This window comes from Chroococcidiopsis sp. TS-821 (assembly GCF_002939305.1).
GTDB lineage: Bacteria > Cyanobacteriota > Cyanobacteriia > Cyanobacteriales > Chroococcidiopsidaceae > Chroogloeocystis.
Genome location: NZ_MVDI01000010.1, coordinates 140,341 through 159,639, shown reverse-complemented (window position 1 = coordinate 159,639; position 19,299 = coordinate 140,341). Strand labels below are relative to the sequence as shown.

Sequence of the window (19,299 nt, the reverse complement as noted above, 5' to 3'; positions counted from 1 at the left end):
CTACTGGCGGTGCGGCGATGAAGGCGATGATGAAGCAGGTTGTTGCTGCTAACAGTGTTGGGATCATCAGTACGCCAAACCAGCCTACGTATAGCCGGTTGTCTGTTGATGTTACCCAGTTGCAAAACCGCTCCCACAATGATGCGCTTTCGCGTCTTTGTAGAGTTGTTGTCATCTTTCTATGATTGCTTTTGTTTTGCTTATGATTTTGTGGGTGTTATTTCCCACAATTAATACCTTAAGCTATTTGTTGCGTTTTGTAAAGGGTTTTAAAAATTTTTTAGAATTAAGTGAGGTCTAGCAGAGTAACTACATCACATCAATGTCTGGCGTTGTCACGTATAGTCCTGCTTACACCTTAGTACCCACTTATGAGTGCTTCAATCGCTGTGACTATTGCAACTTTCGGGTAGATCCAGGTAAGGCACCTTGGATGACGTTATCTACAGCCGAAAAAATCCTCAAAGCGCTACAGAATCAAGGTGTGTGTGAGATTCTCATATTAAGTGGCGAGGTTCACCCGCACTCATCAAGGCGTCAGCCATGGCTACAGTTAATCTATGATTTATGCAAACTGGCGATCGCGCAGGGGTTTTTGCCACATACAAATGCAGGACCTTTAAGTTTTGCAGAAATGCAACAGCTAAAAGCTGTCAATGTATCGATGGGTTTAATGCTAGAGCAGCTGACGCCTACGTTATTAAGCACAGTTCATCGCCATGCACCCAGCAAAGTACCACAATTGCGATTGCAACAACTTGTTTGGGCAGGAGAATTACAGATTCCGTTTACAACAGGTTTGCTTCTAGGAATTGGTGAAACACAAGACGATTGGTGGGAAACATTGGAGGCGATCGCGCAGTTACACGCTCGTTACGGTCATATCCAAGAAGTCATTCTGCAACCTTACAGCCCAGGAAATCAACAAACATGGAATGCACCAGGCTTTAAACCGCAGCATTTACCTGAGGCGATCGCGAAAGCTAGAGAAATTTTACCCGCAGAAATTACGATTCAAATTCCACCAAATTTAGTTTTAGATCCCAACTGGCTACTTGCTTGTATTCAAGCAGGAGCAAGAGATTTAGGTGGTATTAGTCCAAAAGATGAAGTCAATCCAGATTATCCGCACTTATCTGACGCCGATTTATTAGAAATGTTAAAGTCAGCAGGATGGCAACTCACACCACGTTTGCCAGTTTATCCACAGTACGACAAGTGGTTACCTGAACCTTTATACACAGCGGTGCAATCTTGGAGAAATAGATATCGAGTAGTAGAAAAATGTCATTCCCATTCCCAATGACCAGTTACCAACCTTTAAGATCGTCAACTAACTTAAGTTTAACAACGTGAAAACAGCGCGATAAAATAGAGATAGCGAATTCAAAAGACCAAAGATTGGTCGAAAGTGCCTATCGAGACTATTTACGGTAATCTTCACGGTTTAAAATCCAGCCAAATTAAGCAACTACAACGGCTGTATCAACAACGCTTACCAGGCGATCGCCCGACGACACCCGAATTTGCGCAGCGATTGGCAGCAATTAGCACCGAAATTAATCAACCGGTGTGTGCCTATGTGAATCGTCGGGGACAGGTGATTCGTGTTGGTGTTGGCACGCCACGTCAAACTCAAATTCCACCACTTGAACTGCCACGCTATGGTGCAGAACGTCTGAGTGGTATTCGTTGTATTGCTACGCAACTAAAGCCCGAACCACCCAGCGAAGCAGCCTTAACGGCAATGGCGCTGCAAAGATTAGATGTTCTAGCGGTACTCAACATCACAGGCTCAGGATTTCAACGGCGTGGTGGAGGAGCAACAGGTTACGTAAAAGAAACATATCTAGCGCATTTAGTTCCTAGCACCGAAGCAGCAGAAACTGATACGCAGCAGACGCGCACTGCACCACTCGCGAGTTGGAGTGTGTCGCAACCACTGAGTTTAGATGTTCTTAGCAATCAAGATTTTCTTGATTTAGTTGAAGGACTCGAAGCTGAATTTCGGCGCGAATACGTTGCAACGCAGGTAGATACCGACCGCGATCGCGTATTAATTGTGGGAGTTCAAACCGACGATATCACACCCCAAGCATTTCAAGATACGCTCGACGAGTTAGCGCGTTTAGTTGATTCTGCTGGGGGAGAAGTGTTACAAACATTTCGCCAAAAGCGATCGCGTCCGCATCCTCAAACTGCGGTTGGTGAAGGAAAAGTGCAGGAAATTGCGTTAACAGCACAAACCCTAGGTGCCAACTTGATTGTTTTTGACCGAGATCTTTCCCCTGCGCAAGTCCGCAACCTAGAAACGCAAATTGGAATTCGGGTTGTTGACCGTACCGAAGTGATCTTAGACATTTTTGCGCAACGCGCTCGCACGCGTGCGGGTAAATTACAAGTCGAACTTGCCCAACTTGAATATATGCTGCCGCGACTAACAGGGCGGGGTCAAGCAATGTCTCGCCTCGGTGGTGGAATTGGCACGCGCGGACCTGGTGAAACAAAACTAGAAACCGAGCGCCGCGCGATCGCTCGTCGCATTGCTAAGCTACAAGAAGAAGTCAATCAATTACAAGCACATCGCTCGCGTCTGCGACAACAGCGCCAACATCGCGAAGTTCCATCGGTAGCGATCGTTGGTTATACCAATGCCGGAAAATCTACGCTCCTCAATGCACTAACTAATGCAGAGGTTTACACAGCAGATCAGTTATTCGCGACACTCGATCCGACAACTCGCCGGTTAGTTATTCCCGGTGTGAGTGGAGAACCACAAACCATTGTCTTAACAGATACGGTAGGTTTTATTCACGAACTTCCCGCATCATTAATGGATGCGTTTCGCGCCACTTTAGAAGAAGTGACAGAAGCTGATGCGCTACTTCACGTCGTGGATCTTTCGCACCCAGCATGGCAAAGCCAGATTCGCTCAGTGATGAGTATTCTGTCAGAAATGCCAGTAACCCCAGGTCCAATGCTGATAGCTCTAAACAAAGTTGACTGCGTTGACAGCGATACACTAGCCGTTGCCCAAGAAGAATTTCCGCAAGCAGTGTATATTTCTGCAAGCGAGCGCTTAGGACTAGAAACTCTCCGCCAACGCCTCGGACAACTTGTGCGTTACACAACTACTCTTAATAGCGGCATTACATCCCAAAATCCAGACTCCTAACACAATCTCATTTAACTACGAATTATGTTCGCGTAGCGCGCCGGAGGCAACTACTAAAAATTACGAATTACCAAAAATACGGTTTGTAGCAAACCAACGACAAACCCCAATACTCCACCCAAATTAACAATCGCTTGTAGCTCATTTTTGACAATTCCTTCTACTGCAGTTTCTAAATCCGCAGCAGAAGTCGATTTAACGCGGTCAACGATAACTTGATCGATCGACAAGATGGGAATTGCTTGCGCCACGATATTTTCTAAGTCACGTTCTAAGTAGCGCTCCAAAATTAAAGCGAGTTCTTTGCTAACAACATCTAAAGAAGTATTGACAACCGCAGAGTTGCGCAGACGATTTAAGAGGATGCTGGCAATATTCTCCCAATCTAATGAATCACTTAATCCTTGGAGAAATTCACCACCACGGAGTTGTAAATAACTGCGAATCGTGTCGCGGATTGTTTTACGTAATTGGCGAACTGTAGAAACTGGTAAGTTTTGTAAAGACAAATTCTGCAACCAAGTCTTAAGACGGTTACGAACTTCCAAAGAACGAATCAATTCTTGAATACGTTCATTGGTAGCCTCTTTTTCATCTAAACAATAGGTTCTCAGGCGAGTTAAAGTGTTGCGTAACCCAAATAAATTAGCAACTACCCAATAAGTTCCGCTAGCTTTTTCCCTGAAACCTTCATCGATGATTTGAATTGTGCGATCGGTAAGAAAGTCAACTAACAACTGACGAATGACATCAGGTGGTAAAACGACTTGTAACAACCAATCTGCAAGTTTAGTCGCTTGTTCGTCACTCAGTTGAAATTCCAGGAGTACTTGGTCAAAAATTTGATTGATTTGTGCTTCTAAAAAATCTTCACGTCGTGCTAAAACTTTGAGTAAACGCGGTAAGGATTGACCAAGTAGATCTCTGAGAATATTTGCTATGATTTTGGCAGTTTTCTGCTCTTTGTCTAAGCGAATTTGATCTAAAGCTAGTCGTAGTAACCATAAAATACCAGCCTGCACGCGTTCAGGTTGCAGTAAGCGTCGTGCCAAATTCTGCAATTCTTCTGGCGTCAGCAATGACCCCATGATTGTATCAGCAACCCGCATAGCTAAACGTTCTTGGTTGCGGGGAATCAATCCAGGGGTAAAAGGTACGCGTTTTCCACCTATATATAGTGTCCGGTAGGGACGAAAGAGCATCTTAATGGCTATGTCGTTGGTAAAATAGCCAATGATTGCTCCTAGTACAGGAGGAGCCGCATAGAGCCATAGGTTAGACCAGTCCAAGGATGCGAACCAATATAAAAAGCTGCGTGTAAATTTATGATTTTTTTATTGTCAATACTCCCATCATACCGCTAGCAATAGGGTAATGTGTGGCTTTGGTAAAGCCTGCATCTTGAGCTAACTTGACTTGTTCTGAACCGGTAGGAAATCGCTCTAAACTAGGACTAATGTATGCGTACTCTTCGGTTAGACCTAGCTGGCGTGCGAGTGGAACTACTATTGTATCGAGATACCACTGCTGAAACGCTCGCATTTGCGAATTACTAGGACGGTGAAAGTCTAAGATAGCAGCTTTGGCACCAGGTCTGAGTACGCGGTGTAACTCTTGAAGACAACGCGGAATATCGACAACATTCCGCAATCCGTAGCCCATTGTCGCTGCATCAAAGAAATTATCTGCAAAGGGTAATGCTAAAACATCGGCTTCTATCCAGGTAATGGAAGTGGAATGTCTTTGCGAACGTTGTTGGGCGATCGCCAGTAGCTGTGGTGAAAAATCCACGCCATACACGTGACCTGTAGTGCCTACAACACGACTCAGCCGCAATGCTAAGTCGCCACTTCCACAGCATAAATCTAGACACGTATCTCCAGCTTGTGCACCACTCCATTTCACGGTCATTTGCTTCCAAATACGGTGTTGACCTAAACTTAGCCAATCGTTCATTTGGTCATAAACTGGCGCAATACGGTCGAAAATATCGCGGATTTGAGTTGAAGTCATAGAAAGTGGCTAGTTGTTAGTGCAAAAGAATTTTAGTGTATTATTTCTCCTCTGCTTCCTCTGCACCTCTGCTTCTTCTGCTTCCTCTACACTCTTCACATTAAAATAGAATTTGTGCTGAAGAGTTGCTGAGATTATGACTGAATTACCGGCGAATCCTGCTAATAGTGGTGGCAAAGAGTCTTCTGAAGCAATTGAGGAATTGTTGCGATCGCTGCGGCAAAAACAAGGCAATTGGGTAGAATGGGGTAGAGCTTGCGCCAAGCTCCAAAAGTCTGGTTATAGTTCTCAAGCAATTTTTGAAGCGACGGGATTTGAGCCAGTGCAGCAAAATCAAATCATCGTAGGCGCGCAAGTATACGACTCGATCGAGAAAGCCGAAGCCCCACCCGAAGTGCGATCGCACTATGCTCAACGGGGTAGCGATGTATTATACGAACTTCGTTTATTGACACAAGCTGAACGCGCGGCTGCAGCTGAGTTGATTTTATTGCATCGGCTTGATGTGGATGAAGCAAAAGAAGTTGCTAAAGCTGTTAAAGAATTTTCCCGATTTCGCACCTTACCCACAGGTTTTTCTAATCATCCAGGGGATGCCATTGCCTATCAGTGTTGGAAACTGGCGCGGCAAAAAAACGATCTACAAGAGCGATCGCGTCTCATTGCTAAAGGCTTGAGATTTGCCCATACTGCGACTGCTAGAGAACAAATTGAGCAACTTTTAGTCGATTTTACAGCTGTCTCCAAGCGCCCTGCACCGCGTTTGCCGTTTTACCGTCTCGAAGCCGAGGAAGAATTACCGCGTCTTGTGCCCGTTGTTGGCGAAATGCCTCTGAAGGCGGATGACATTAAAGCAGTTCCCTTAGTTGAAGAACTTGAACCGTTTCGTATGGTCAAGTTTGCTGGCGAACAAGCGTGGGTACCATTACCAGGATGGCAAGTTGTTTTAGGAACGACAGACCCTATTGCGATTTTGTGTACGAGCGATCGCCTGCCGAATCAAACCGATAGTAGCAAAGAACAAGTTTTAGTCATTGTCGATCGCGCGCAACGCGAATGGGATGCGAACAGTTACTTTGTTGTTGAACAATCAGGACAACTAGAATTTCAGTGGTTCGATAGCGCTACTGAGACTCCACTCCTCGGTCGAATTGTCCTCGTGTTGCGTCCTAAGCGAATTGTCGATGAGGAACTGACTAAAGATTCGTGGCAAATTGATGAGTAGGAATTTATGGGCAACGTAAGATAAACTCCTCAGGCGAGTCCTTTGGCGTATGAGTCATTCCCAAACGGATGAACTGCGACCAAGCGCGATCGTTGAGCAGTGTCAAAGCCGTATTGCGATCTCGTTTGGCGATCGCCCGCATAACTTGATACCATCCCGCCTTAAGCTCCTTGATATAGGGTTCTTGCTCTGAAACCTCAGCAAGCAACGATAGTGCTGCTGCGACAGCATTTAATAAGCGTGGTGTCAAGTCTAACCTTAAACCTTGGCAAACAACGCGTAACCATACTGGTAAAAGTTCTAAGAAATGATGTTGTTCTAACTGGTGAAGTGCTATTTCTTCCATACCCAACGCCCCCCAAATACAAAGCGGTACTTCAGCTTGGGCTGGATTGCGTGTTAGCATTGCGGCATCCCATAATTTTTGTGCGCGAACTTGAAAGCGCTGTGCTAAAAATTTGCGAGCTTCTTGAACTTGCGTAGGAATAGTAACTTTATAAACTGTCTCGCCACGCGGTAGCCAATCTCCTCGATAGGATAGCCAGTTATGACTTCCACAAAGATGAACTTTGCCATCAACTATGATTTCTTTCGCGTGAGAATTTCCTAACCAATAAATCTGGACAGCGGATAATCCCTCAGGAGTTTCAATTGCACGTAGTTTCGCTTCAACTTCTAGGGGAATTGGTCTATCCTCGTCTTCTTGTTTGCGAGCAATTCCATGTCCAATCAAAATCCAAACTCCGCGATCTGCTGCCTTCTGAAGGAGTTGCAACAACTCATTGTCTACAACCGCCTCGCTCACCCAAGGAGAGTATATGAGAATCTGGTATTGTGCGCGATCGAGAACATCGAAGAACGCTTGATGAATTTCTCCATCGCGTAACTGAATTGCTGTACCCGTTTCAGGGATAAGATCTTGTAGCTGTTGTCTTTGTATTCTTGCTGTTTCTAGCGCCTGCTGTCGAATCTTTTCGAGTCTGGCTTCAACTTCAGCATTTTTTTGATTCAGCGTTGCGGCGCGTTCTTTTGCAATAATGTCATCTGAGAGGTCGCACAAAGCATCTAAACGAATTTTACCTTCAACTTTCAATTCCTCTAGCCAGCGCGAGGCTTCTTCTAAGATTTGCTTACCCCGTCTAACTTGCAGTCGCAGTTTATCTTCAAGTCCATCAAAGATGACGAACAGCGACATTGTTCGCCAAAGTGTTTGTGTGGGAGTAACTACACAACAAGCTGCGATCGCTTTACCTGACTCTGGTGCGTGTAGTCCTAACCCTGACGCTTGAATAAATTGCTGTAGTTCTGTGAGTGGCAAGGATGAAATATCAGGAATGCGATTTTCTAAGGTGACGAAATTAGCTAAATCGAGTTGATTGAAAATGATGTCGTTGAGCGAGTCGAATTGAAAAGTCAGGTTTCCAACCAAAGGATCGGCGATCGCATAAATTTGGACTTTGGTGGGTGGCTGTGGTACAGATCCCTGCTGATAGAATTGTCGCCCTTGAGGAGTTACTGCAATTGTGGGTGTACTCTCCAGTGTTTGCAAAGCCCGCAGATTTGCTGTAATATTGCGCACGAACACCGAGTCAAGTCCTAATACAGTCGCTAATTCATCCTCCGTTGGCGGTGGGTCAAGCTCAATACCTGCACGCAGCACAAATTCTTCTAATACATTGAATTTGCGCGGTTCGCTAATAGTCACTTCTACTGGAATTTGATACACGCTATAGCAAAATTGACGTGCTGCTAAAACAGTTAACCCAGAACTTTGCGCTTCAATTTCATCCACCCACTTTTGCAGTTGTGGCTCAATTGGTTTAGCCGAGAATGCGCGAAACATCTATAAATCCTTCGTGACGACGTACAACGTGAGAAACATTCAAATACATACTTCCCGATCGCCCTGCTTGCTGGGTAAACAAGTCATGACACCCCACAACGATCAGCAATTCTTGCGCGCGCGAAAATGCCACGTTGACTCGTTCGGGTTTTTTGGCAAATCCGACATCTCCATCGCGATTGTTGCGCACCATACTTACGATCGTCACTGGTCGTTCCATTCCTTGAAAACGGTCAACAGTCCCAGTACGAATGTGTAAAGAAGGAAAAGCTTGAGCGTCTAATCTCCGATCGATTTTTCGCAACTGAGCGCCATAAAATGTAATTACAGCAATTTCTTTTTTAGGTTTGCCATTTGCGACTTTAGAAGTCCATACATCTTCTATTTGCCGACACAGTTTTTCGATGATGTCAACTTCTCGCAGGTTGAAGAATGAATGACCATCACGTTGTTCTTCAAAGCCTTTGCCAATAGGTGTGGAAATCCAAACGATATGTTGTTTTTCTTGAAAAATAGTCCCTGCTAATTTATGAGCGCGTTGTATTTCCGGTTTGAGAATACCGCATTCTAGTTTGTTTTCATAAAACTGATTAATTGCTCCCATAATATGAGGATGCATCCTATACTGAACATTTAGCATCTGTTTGATACTGGCGCGTGCTGCTTCAAATTGTCTTTTAAATAATGATTCTTCTAAAAATTCAAGCTCATCTCGCGGACTTCCTAAAGCCTGAGCAACTTCTTCTAAAGAGTGAGTATCAAGCATAGGTGGTAGCTGGCGACGATCGCCAACTCAAACTAACTTTTTACCTTTTAAAGCTGGAATCAGTAACTCTGGCGGAGTACACTTACTAACTTCATCGATGATGACAACATCAAAATTTTGAAATTCTTCGGAAAACTCTCGACTTGCAGCCTGAACGCACGTGATACCAATGACATTGGCATTATTGAGGTAAATCTGTCTTAATTCATTTTGGTCTTGTGCTGATGGGTTACGTAGTTTAGAAATCCAGTCTGAAACAAAGTGCTGATATCGTCTGAGATAAGCTTCTTCTTGAGTAAGTTCTTGTTGCCAAGTATCAAACTGAGTTTTGACTTGATGTAGGAATTCTGGACTAAATAAGTGAGTAGTAGGAATCGGCTTCAAGCGTTCGGGAATTGCTTCGTATGCTGATTGCCACCAACTACGCTCTTGTTCTATTTGCTCTAGTTGTTGCTGTAACTGGGTTTCTACTGTTTGTAGTTGAGCTTGCGATTCTGTGAGTCGATAAAGTGTATTATTAGTATGCTTTTGATGGTGAAAATTTTCTATATCAACTATATTTTTCAGCGTTGAAAGTACTGTATTAAGATCGAGAGAAGAAATTAAGCTTGTGAGTTTTTCAATATGACTTCTCAAAAACTGAACCCTAGACGAAAAGTACGACTTGTGGGCTAGAATATCTGTTGAATTAAGGAGACATTGTTGAGCCAAAGCCTGTAATTGTAAGGGTAAATTTGGTAGCAGGGTAAACTCTTTTGCAATTGCAGCCATTAAACGAAACTGAACATCTGCTTCGCGCTGTGAAGTTGCTAGCTGTTCTTGGGTAATGGCTATTTTTTGCTGTCGATCGTGAATGGATTGTTGTAAATCGGTCAAGGTTTCTTTGATCTGCTGAAATTCGAGCTTAGTTTGTTGTTGTAATTGGTCTAGCCCTGTCCGAAAAATTGTGTTTATGCTATCAACAATTTCTGATGTGAGAGAATCAAGAACAGGTTGAAACTCACTAGGTTCAGTTTCTTGAATAATAATTTGAGCTTGCCTTTGAATCGCATGAAGTTTGGCGATCGCCTGTAATTTAATTGTTGCTTTAAAATGCCTATTGTATTGGTAGAGTCTTTTAACAATCGGCTCTAATTGCTGAATTTGTGATGCTTTTACAAGTAACCATTCGAGTAACCGACCCCAAAACCCTAGTGGCGTTTGAATTTCGTTAAGACTAGAACGGGCGGATAAAATGAGCTTTTCAAGTACTGTAGCAGGGTTGCGATCGTCAATTTTGTGCAGTGCATTTGTTGCGCTATCAATTGCTGCTTGGCTGGGCGCGTGCTCTAATACCTTTGGCGCTTGTAATATTAGCTCTTGGAGTTCGCTAGCAAGAGTCGTAACCTTATCCCACTGACGATATTGCTGAACGAATCGATTAAACTGAGTTTGATACTGGTTTAAATTTTGTTGCCAGGGTCGAAAGTCTTCTTCATTGGCAAGAGTAAGTAATGCTGCTGGCAATACGATTGAATTAGCTGTGAAGTTTTGACGCTGTCGCAGACATTTTGCGAGTATGCTAAAGATGTTTGAGTAAGCTGAAGACAGCCAAGCTGCAAATTCTCTAGCAGCAAAATTGATTTGAGATTGACGGTTTTGTAGCTGCTGCAATTTCTGCTGCAAAGTTTGTTCATTTGCCAGCATGTTTTGGCAATCTTGCTGGAGACGAACCAAACAGGCGGAATTTTGAGTGTAAATTTGTGCTGCTGACTCGGCGTTAGTCATTGCTGTAACGACATCATCAGCGTAAGCGATCGCTGTTTGCGTCTCACGTGCCCATACTCCTACTGTGTCCTGTAACCAAGCTGCAAGACCAAATATTCCACATGCAGGAGGAGTGAGACTAACTTCAGTCGCGAGATTTACTGCTGCTTGTACACTTGCAGTGAAACTTCGTAGCGAACTATCTTGGCTGGCATAAGGCTGAAGATGTGCCAATAAATCAACAATCGCAGGGTCACGCCAGTTCACTGAAGGCATAGCCGCAACTAGATTATCTAATTCCGACTTTAAAGACGTGCTCAGCCGTAGTTCGGCGGCGGCGGCTGCATGGGCTGTAGCTTGACTTGAGCAGATTGATTCTAAATGTGCTTGGCGATGCTGCTGTTGTATCAGTGCTTCTTCTGCTTTTGAATACGCCGTAAATCGCGTTGATGATGCCAGCAATCGACGAAAAACTTCTACATTATCTAGCTGCATTTTGAGATTTTTTTCGCAATCATTTGCTGTATTTTGCAGCCATGTACCAATAACGCGATCTTCTAGAAAGGGTAGTCCTTCTTCACCAACAGAATTTCTATTGCCCTTGCGGACAGCGCGGATAGCTGGGTTGTGGATCAATCGACTCAGGGCGTTGTCCACTGCTAAATTTGCTTGAGAGGTAATCAATGTACGTCCACCCTGACGAGCAACCTGATAACAAATTTCAGCAATGACGGTAGTTTTGCCAGTACCAGGTGGACCTTGGATTAAAACGAGATCGGGCGCGGAAAGCACAGTTTCTACGGCTCTTTGCTGATTGAGGTTAGCAGAGGGCAATAGCAGATCTTGTGGTTGCAGTTGAATAAGCGTATCGCATGGTCTAGCAAGCCTAGCATCGAATAAAAAATTGCCCAAGTAGGGATTCTGAGTATGCCCTTTATGAAGTGCTTCTAAAGCTTTTTTCTTACGCTTAATCTGAGCAATTTCTCCACGGGCTTGAAACACCAAATAACCTGTAGTTGGTAGTTGATATTCTCCGGCAATTAAATATTCAGCAAATTCGCGCTCTAGTTTCACGCGGATAGTACTACTGTCGGGGTCAACCTCCTCGATTGTTCCTAATTGGCAATTATTGCGATTATTCTCAGTAGGAGCATTCTCAAAAAGTTTGAGATCTTCATGTCTTGCTTGTTTTACCCGTTTCCAGAAGTCATCTATGTCGAGTAAGGCTTCACTAGAACCGTCAAGAGTAGCTGAGGTAACGTCAATTTCAAAGGTAATTTGTCTTGTCGCTGCTCCGTAGTTGTGAGCTACAAAAGATACGCAAAACTGACGTGCCTGAGCAATTTTTTCCTCAATTTTTAAAAATGCTTCCCAAGCTTTTAACTGGTCTTGTGTCGGTACGTGTTCTCCACAAATAGGCATAGTTGCCATACGCGTTTGAATCGCACTCGGAATTCCGATACGGTGTCGATAATGCGGTAACAAACGCAAACAGTAACGCGCAGTATAACCATCACTTTGCCCCGCCGCTTTGGGTAGTAATCTACAGGACAACAACCTTAAAACACTGCCATCAGAAGGAACTGCGGCTTTAAATCCCAACGTTTTCCCCCGCGCTTCAAGTTCTACAGGAAATTGCTCGTTGTCCCTATCGGTTGCTACGGTTAAGCTCCAAATTTCTTCTCCTGGTTCTTGCCCCGTGCCTATGCGACGAATGTAGAATAGTTGGGGATGCTGACCCACAAGGTCAAACAAGATCTCATCAGCACGTTGCCGACGTTCTTTAAAGTCTGAATAAGCCTCTATTGCAGTTTCGCTGTCAAAGTTGCGGAGCAAACTATGAATTGCCGCGCTGACCATAACGTAGCTGCAATTTTCTGCCGTAGTTTCAATGGTTGATGAGGTATCTGCTTGAATCAGCATGGAAGTTCCTGAAGCACGTGAAGCGAGCTAAACCAAATAGTCTTCAGGTTTAGTTTTCCCACAGGCTGATGCAGACAAACACTTCGTTATTTATGACTAGGGATACAAACCGCGATCGCTTAGTGCTTGGGCAATACGACCCACGCCTAAAGTATAGGCAGCTAACCGTAATGGAACTTGCCGCTTCTGCGATTGTTTGATAACCTGCTGATAAGCATTTACCATCAATGCTTCCATCTCCCGATTAACGCGCTGTTCGTCCCAAAATAAATAAGAAAGTCCTTGCACCCATTCTAGGTAACTGACAACAACTCCCCCAGCATTCGTCAAGATATCCGGTAACACAGTGACGCCCCGTGCTTCTAATTCCTTATGTGCCATTAATGTTACGGGTGCGTTTGCCGCTTCTGCCACAATTGATGCTTGGATTTGATGGGCATTTTCTTCGGTAATTTGATTTTCTAACGCCGCCGGAATTAGTACATCGCAGGGTAAAGTTAATAATTCGGCATTGGTAATCGGTTCTCCTGGTGTAAATCCAGAAATTCGCTTGCGGTTTGCTGCGACATACTTTTTCAACGCTGGAATATCTAAACCTTTTTCCGCAAAGAGACCGCCAGAACCTGTTGAAACCGCAATAATTTTCGCTCCGGCTTCATGAAGTAATAATGCTGCGGCGCTACCAACGTTACCAAAACCTTGAATGGCAATTTTGGCTCCGACTAGCGATCTACCACGCGCTGCTAAAGCTTCTCGCACAACAATCATGACTCCCCGTCCTGTCGCCTGTTCGCGTCCTCTCGAACCGCCAATTGAAATGGGCTTACCTGTAACTACCCCTGGAACCGCATGACCGACATTGACTGAGTAAGTATCCATAATCCAAGCCATTTCGCGGGCGGAAGTTCCCATATCAGGCGCAGGAATGTCTACTTCGGGACCAATATCTTTGATTAGTTCGCTAGTATAACGCCGCGTAATTCGCTCTAACTCGCCGATGCTATAACGAGTTGGATCGATTGCAATTCCTCCCTTAGCACCGCCATAGGGAATTCCTAGTAGCGCGCATTTCCATGTCATCAGCATCGCCAAGGCTGATACTTCACGTAGTGTTACCGCTGGGTGATAGCGAATTCCACCTTTATAAGGTCCTAAAACATCACTGTGCTGTACTCGATGTCCGGCAAGGACTTGCACTTCACCGCTATCTAGTTTCACGGGAACGGAAACCGTGACGACTTTACGGGGATGACTGAGAACAGCTAATAAGCCTGGGTCGAGTTGCAATTCTTTGGCTGCTTGCTCTAGATAACTACACGCTTGATCGAAGGGGCAAATGTGTGCAGGAGAAGTAGCCTCTAAGGGTAGTACTGATGTCTCTACCATAATATTTTTTAGCAAGCTGTAGCTTTGACTACAGAATAAGTCTCTATTTGTAGTCTAAGTCGTTTTTTGGGGAAAATCGAGCTAGCGTAACAATTCGAGTTGTCGCGTTCACCTATGCTGCCAAAAAGATTCTTGCTAGTTCTGCGTGACTGCTTTTATGTTTTTGCGTAAGCTTGATACGTACGGTGTAAAGGCTGAATCGGTGCTTCGGTTAAAAAGCTGAAACTAGGAAGACGATCGCCTAACGTTACAAATAAACGCGCGACCGCATGAACGCACATTCTGTCTTGGTCATTACACTCACAATTTGTAGTAGGAGCAATGGACTCTAACGCTACAGTATTGTAATTCTCTAAAAACTTCACTACGTAACGACGCTCAATACAGACTATATCTGACATCGTTTTGACTTGCAGTCCTCCTGATGCGTTGACCCTGAGGCTGCGAATTGACTCAGTAATACCATGCGTGAGTTTTAGCAGCTTTTGAATTAACGATGTCATTACCTTGCGTTTGACGAACGTACAGCAGCGACGTTCTCCGACTCGGTAGACGATATACGGAGTATTCGAGGCGTTACGCGTAAACCCGACGCGCTCCACTTTAATCTTTTTGGCGATCAGTGGCTTGAGGTCAAGCTGTGTTTTTTGAATCTGTGCGGAAAAATATTGATTTATTTCTGCTGAAGCGATCGCAAAATCGGATGATTGGGTAAAATGCATTATATACCTCCTGTATACATTGGTTTCTAGAGACATCGCGTGGACATGAGTTTCTGTATCTGTAAACCTTGTGCGTACGTTAGTTTCTGTAAACCTCCTGTATACGTTATGTTTTGAGGTTTAGCCAGAGGAAGGGAAAGCTGGTAACTTTGTTCCTCTGGCTTTCAACTCATAAATAATATTGTATCATAATAAGATCTATCGTAAACATTAAAAAATATGGCAAAAGAAGGGGGAAATCCACAAAAGTTTGTAAAGCATCGTATGGAGTTAGCGGCGTCTCCATTGGCGATTCGTTTACCTGTAGAAGTTGATAAGTACGTGCGATCGCTTCCCGATAAGTCGGAATGGGTGCGAAACGCGATTATGGCGCAGATGGAACGCGATCTCAAAGCGCAGCAGCAAGATGCTTCTTGAATCTTGAGCAGTAGAAATTACGAATGACAGCGATAAAGTTGATAAGGAATACCGATGCGGTAGTGTTGTGTTGTATCAATCTGACATTGTTTGTGAGAAACAGTAAGCTGTGCTGGATAGTCGCGGCGTCTTAATCCCGAAGCAACTACCCACAAGTTAACTGTAGTGGTGTCGGGTATTGGCGCTGCGGAAAGCTTTTGCCAAACAGATTCATAGCCAGGCGATCGCGCGAAAAAAGCCAAATTTGTGGGAACGCGATCGCTTCTGATTTTTTCTAGTGCCCAAGCAAAACTTAACCCTAAAGCTACATCTTGATAAGTTGCATAACCTACCACCATCATTAGTGGCGTAGCAGGTTCCAAATTCATATTTTGAGCAACAAGTTGAGGATTAAATGGTTTTTGAAAAGCTAAGTTATTCACCACAAAAAGAGAACTAACTAGCCCAAAAACGATAACAATGTACTTCGCTTGTAGTTTGAACCGAAAATTTTGAACGCCAAGGCTAGCCCCGACTAACGCACAAAAGCTAGGGTAATAAACAAAGTTATAACGCGGCGCGATTGTGATGTCTTTCCCCAGAAAATAAACGATCGCAAAAAATTCTAATAAGACAATCGTTGTAAAACTCAACAGCATTAGTGTCGATAAACGTGTTGTAGGCGAATGCCATAGTTGTTTTAATCCTTTGAAAACAAACCGCGCGGTCCAAAGACTCAACACTAGCATTACCAAACCAGAAGGAACTGCAATCCACCAGGGTTGATTTTCCACGGGTAATGCAATCAGCATCAGCACCCAACTCGCAAGCGTTTGATAAATAGGAGCAAAATAATTCAGCTGTGGCAACCACGTTGTTTCCGAACGGTTAAAATGACTCGTCATCGCGAGCAGCCATGGAGTAAAGCTAGCGACAACAAATAAGATTGACAGAGTTGTTACTAACAGGCTGTGACGCGGTAGACTGCGGCGTTGCGAGTACATGAATGCGAGTAAAGTAACGACTTGTGCAACGAACGCCAGGATAAAAAAGTAATGGGTGTAAAAACCAAGACAATTTACCGCAGTCCATCCAAGCCAAACAGAATAACGTAAGTTTTGTTGTAGTAAATCTTTGTAAATTTGTACGAATCCCACAAGAGAGAGAGTAATTAAAAGTATTGGTAGTGTGTAGTGTCGTGCTTCTTGCGATAAGTAAACAGCATAAGGCGAGACAGCCATCAAAGCTGCGGCAGTAATTCCCGCAGTGCGCGAAAAAGCGATTGCATTGAGCCAATAAATTGCCGCGATACCAATTACACCAAACAAAGCCGAAAGCGATCGCAAACTCCATATCCAGTCTTGATGCATCATCCCGACCAACGGTGCTTGTATCCAACTATGGTTTAAACAAAAAAATAGTGGTGGATGTACTGAGTAAGTAGCAAGGTTTGCCGCAATCTGAGGACAAGTCAGCGCTGCTTTAAAACTGAAAACTTGCGACAAGCGTTCTACAGGAAATACAACATCTAACGGAACATCCGTGTAGTTTCGCCCCAGACTAAATAACGCTGTAATGATTTCATCTAGCCAGATAGGTTTTAAATCCAAATGCCAAAACCGCAGCAGCCCACCTAGTAAGATGACTGCTATCAGTGCAAAGTAGTGGGAAGGTTTAGAATTTGTCATTTATAAACTATCAGTGTAATAAAAAGAGAGGGCGCGATCGCTGGTTAAAGGTTAGCAGCCCTAGCTCTTACCGACTCATGAAAAATGCCAGACGCTAATTTTACTTCCACCGAATCCGAATTATCATTACAATCTCCTGCACGCGCACTCCGCACTACAGCTTGGGAGCGCATTAGAAACGGCTTGCGTTCTGGACAACAGCAAATGGCTGATTGGCAGGGTGGTGCTTTGGCAGTTAGTGCGGTTCCTGGTGCGGGAAAGTCTACAGGAATGGCGGCGGCGGCGGCGCTAGCGATCGCGCGTTACCAACTGCACGCCCGACGACAGATCTTGATTGTCACGTTTACGCGTTCAGCTGCAGCTAATATTAAAGCCAAAGTGCGCAAATACCTGCGTGAAGAATTATCATTACCACCCACAGGGTTTGTCGTCCACACGCTGCACGGGCTTGCTTTAAATATTGCCACGCGTCATCCTGAATTATCTGGATTACAGCTAGAAAATGCGACCTTAATTACACCTAATCAAGGACATCGGTTAATTCGGACGTGTGTGGAACAATGGATTGCGAATCATCCGCGACGTTATTCTCGGTTACTCGAAGGATTGTACTTTGATGGTGAAGAAACCGAAAGGTTACGGCGTCAATCGGTACTGCGAACCGAAGTCTTACCCGATTTGGCGGCTATCGCGATTCACGAAGCCAAAAGTTCGGGGTATCAACCGCAACAGCTACGCGAACTAAGCACGCAAACAAGCGACGACTATGGAATTTTAGAAATAGCCGCAGGGTTGTACGAACAGTATGAAAATTTGATGCGATCGCGCGACTTGATCGACTACGATGACATGATTCTCGCGGCGCTGCGCGTGTTAGAAAACCCCAGTGCTTGTAAATTCGAGCAAAACCAAGTCTTTGCCGTATTTGAAGACGAAGCGCAGGACTCTACGCCGTTACAAACCAAATTGTTAGAAATTCTAGCAACTGATCCAAATACTCCAGATTCTCCGCACTTGATTCGTGTCGGCGATCCTAACCAAGCAATTAACTCGACGTTTACACCTGCTGACCCAATTTATTTTCGCCAATTTTGTGAAGAGTGCGAGACGCAAAACCGGTTGGCAACAATGGATCAAGCAGGACGCAGTAGCCAAATTATTATTGAAGCTGCAAATTTTGCTTTGAATTGGGTAAATCGCGCTTATCAAAACAAAATAAGCGAACGTCAATCTGCTGCGCTTCCGTTTCGGTTACAGCAAATTCGACCCGTCGCCGCCAGCGATCCGCAACCGGATGCGAACCCCGCACCAATCGGACGCGGATTGGAACTATATACCCCGCGCGACATCCACCACACCGCAGAACTAATCGGCAAACGCTTGGTAGAGCTATTTACCGAAAATCCCAACGGAAGTGTCGCAATTTTGGTACGCGAGAACCGCCAAGGACGGTGGTTAGTGCAAAAACTGTCACCGATTTGTCGCGAACATAAAATACCACTTTATGAAGTATCAGAAAGCGATCGCCACTCGCACGTTCCCGCAGAAATTCTGGCAATTCTGCAATTTCTCGATCGCCCGCATTCTTCTGAATACCTCAAAGCCGCGCTAGAAGTTCTCGTCCAGCGTCAGCTAATCCCTACACAGGATCTCAATGCATTGGCAAGCGTTCCCGAACAATTTCTTTATCCAGGACCATTAGATCCCTCACCATCAAAGGCGGCGCTACAAGCACGTAACTTGTGCTGTAGTATGCTGCGTGCGCGCATGGAACTCCCCTACTACCAACTGATTGCTTTCGTTGCTTCTGAACTCAAATACGACCAAGCCGAACTCGCTACAGCTGATAAACTCGCTGAACGCATCGCACGACAAATTACTGGTAATAGTTTGAGTGAGGCAATATTTGTCTTGAATGAAATCGTCAGTTCCGAGCGCTTTGAGCCAGTCGAAACCGAAGAAGTGGAGGCGCGCTACACTCGCCCTGGTCAAGTAACGATCGTTACGATGCACAAAGCCAAAGGGCTAGATTGGGACGCTGTTTTCATCCCGTTTTTACACGAAAATTTGATTCCTGGTAATTTTTGGATACCACCGCAAACTAAGTTTCTAGGTGACTTTACGCTAGCAGAAGTCGCGCGCGCTCAAATTCGCGCTGCACTGCATCAAGAATTTCCGTTACCTAATGTTACTAAAGCAAGCGAGCAAGCCAAACAACTCAAAACTGCGGAAGAATATCGTTTACTCTATGTTGCCATGACACGTGCTAAGCGTTTATTGTGGATGTCAGCCGCCCTAAAAGCGCCCTTTGCTTGGAGTAAACCAGAAAATTTTGAAACTCGCCCGCCTTGTCCTGTGTTTCCAGCTTTGCAACGCCAATTTCCCAAATCAGTAGTTAGAAGCTATTAGCTGAAAG

At 44.6% G+C, this 19,299-nt stretch carries 13 protein-coding genes and 1 pseudogene; 5 read left to right on the top strand and 9 right to left on the bottom strand.

All coding sequences use genetic code 11. The features are described from left to right. Nucleotides 1-175 (bottom strand): annotated as a pseudogene (locus B1A85_RS25705) (photosystem II q(b) protein); the annotation flags it as partial. A gap of 147 nt (nt 176-322) precedes the next feature. Here B1A85_RS25705 and cofG point away from each other — a divergent pair. Next, nucleotides 323-1,306 carry a 7,8-didemethyl-8-hydroxy-5-deazariboflavin synthase subunit CofG gene (gene cofG / locus B1A85_RS19950; RefSeq protein WP_104548484.1) on the top strand — a complete coding sequence of 328 codons (984 nt, stop codon included), beginning with the start codon at nt 323-325 and terminating at the stop codon, nt 1,304-1,306. A gap of 105 nt (nt 1,307-1,411) precedes the next feature. Continuing rightward, nucleotides 1,412-3,175 (top strand): GTPase HflX, encoded by a 1,764-nt coding sequence (gene hflX, locus B1A85_RS19945; protein ID WP_246841478.1) that lies wholly within the window; start codon nt 1,412-1,414, stop codon nt 3,173-3,175. A 53-nt stretch (nt 3,176-3,228) separates the two neighbouring features. Here hflX and B1A85_RS19940 read toward each other — a convergent pair whose 3' ends face one another. Beyond that, nucleotides 3,229-4,464, bottom strand: coding sequence for a DUF445 domain-containing protein (locus tag B1A85_RS19940; protein WP_104548482.1), 1,236 nt, complete (start codon nt 4,462-4,464; stop codon nt 3,229-3,231). 34 nt (nt 4,465-4,498) lie between these two features. Further along, nucleotides 4,499-5,188: a bifunctional demethylmenaquinone methyltransferase/2-methoxy-6-polyprenyl-1,4-benzoquinol methylase UbiE gene (gene ubiE, locus B1A85_RS19935; protein WP_104548481.1), complete on the bottom strand. Its 690-nt coding sequence runs from the start codon at nt 5,186-5,188 to the stop codon at nt 4,499-4,501. Between the two features lie 136 nt (nt 5,189-5,324). Here ubiE and B1A85_RS19930 point away from each other — a divergent pair, with 136 nt between their 5' ends. Then, a complete protein-coding gene (locus B1A85_RS19930; protein WP_104548480.1) occupies nt 5,325-6,413 on the top strand; it encodes a RuBisCO accumulation factor 1 in 1,089 nt (362 codons plus the stop codon). Between the two features lie 4 nt (nt 6,414-6,417). Here B1A85_RS19930 and B1A85_RS19925 read toward each other — a convergent pair whose 3' ends face one another. The 5 genes from B1A85_RS19925 to B1A85_RS19905 form a co-directional block, all read right to left on the bottom strand. Beyond that, nucleotides 6,418-8,256, bottom strand: coding sequence for a phospholipase D-like domain-containing protein (locus B1A85_RS19925; protein ID WP_104548479.1), 1,839 nt, complete (start codon nt 8,254-8,256; stop codon nt 6,418-6,420). Next, complete coding sequence (locus tag B1A85_RS19920) at nt 8,234-9,022, bottom strand: ATP-binding protein (RefSeq protein ID WP_104548478.1); 789 nt, start codon at nt 9,020-9,022, stop codon at nt 8,234-8,236. Before B1A85_RS19920 ends, B1A85_RS19925 begins: the two co-directional genes overlap by 23 nt. Before the next feature lie 27 nt (nt 9,023-9,049). Next, nucleotides 9,050-12,691: an AAA domain-containing protein gene (locus tag B1A85_RS19915; protein ID WP_104548477.1), complete on the bottom strand. Its 3,642-nt coding sequence runs from the start codon at nt 12,689-12,691 to the stop codon at nt 9,050-9,052. 96 nt (nt 12,692-12,787) lie between these two features. Then, nucleotides 12,788-14,077 (bottom strand): Glu/Leu/Phe/Val dehydrogenase, encoded by a 1,290-nt coding sequence (locus tag B1A85_RS19910; protein WP_104548476.1) that lies wholly within the window; start codon nt 14,075-14,077, stop codon nt 12,788-12,790. A 155-nt stretch (nt 14,078-14,232) separates the two neighbouring features. After that, entirely contained in the window at nt 14,233-14,799 is a 567-nt protein-coding gene (locus tag B1A85_RS19905; RefSeq protein WP_104548475.1) for a hypothetical protein, read from the bottom strand. Between the two features lie 219 nt (nt 14,800-15,018). On the opposite strand from B1A85_RS19905, the gene B1A85_RS19900 reads away from it, so the two are divergent. Next, the gene (locus B1A85_RS19900; protein WP_015188033.1) at nt 15,019-15,216 is read left to right on the top strand and encodes a hypothetical protein; all 198 of its coding nucleotides are present in this window, start codon (nt 15,019-15,021) and stop codon (nt 15,214-15,216) included. A gap of 17 nt (nt 15,217-15,233) precedes the next feature. On the opposite strand, the gene B1A85_RS19895 is transcribed toward B1A85_RS19900, so the two are convergent. Continuing rightward, nucleotides 15,234-16,883 carry a glycosyltransferase family 39 protein gene (locus tag B1A85_RS19895; protein ID WP_104548474.1) on the bottom strand — a complete coding sequence of 550 codons (1,650 nt, stop codon included), beginning with the start codon at nt 16,881-16,883 and terminating at the stop codon, nt 15,234-15,236. 84 nt (nt 16,884-16,967) lie between these two features. Between B1A85_RS19895 and B1A85_RS19890 the strand changes: the two genes are divergently transcribed. Beyond that, on the top strand, nt 16,968-19,292 hold the full coding sequence (locus B1A85_RS19890; RefSeq protein WP_104548473.1) for an ATP-dependent helicase: 2,325 nt from the start codon (nt 16,968-16,970) through the stop codon (nt 19,290-19,292). Nucleotides 19,293-19,299: the final 7 nt, after the last annotated feature.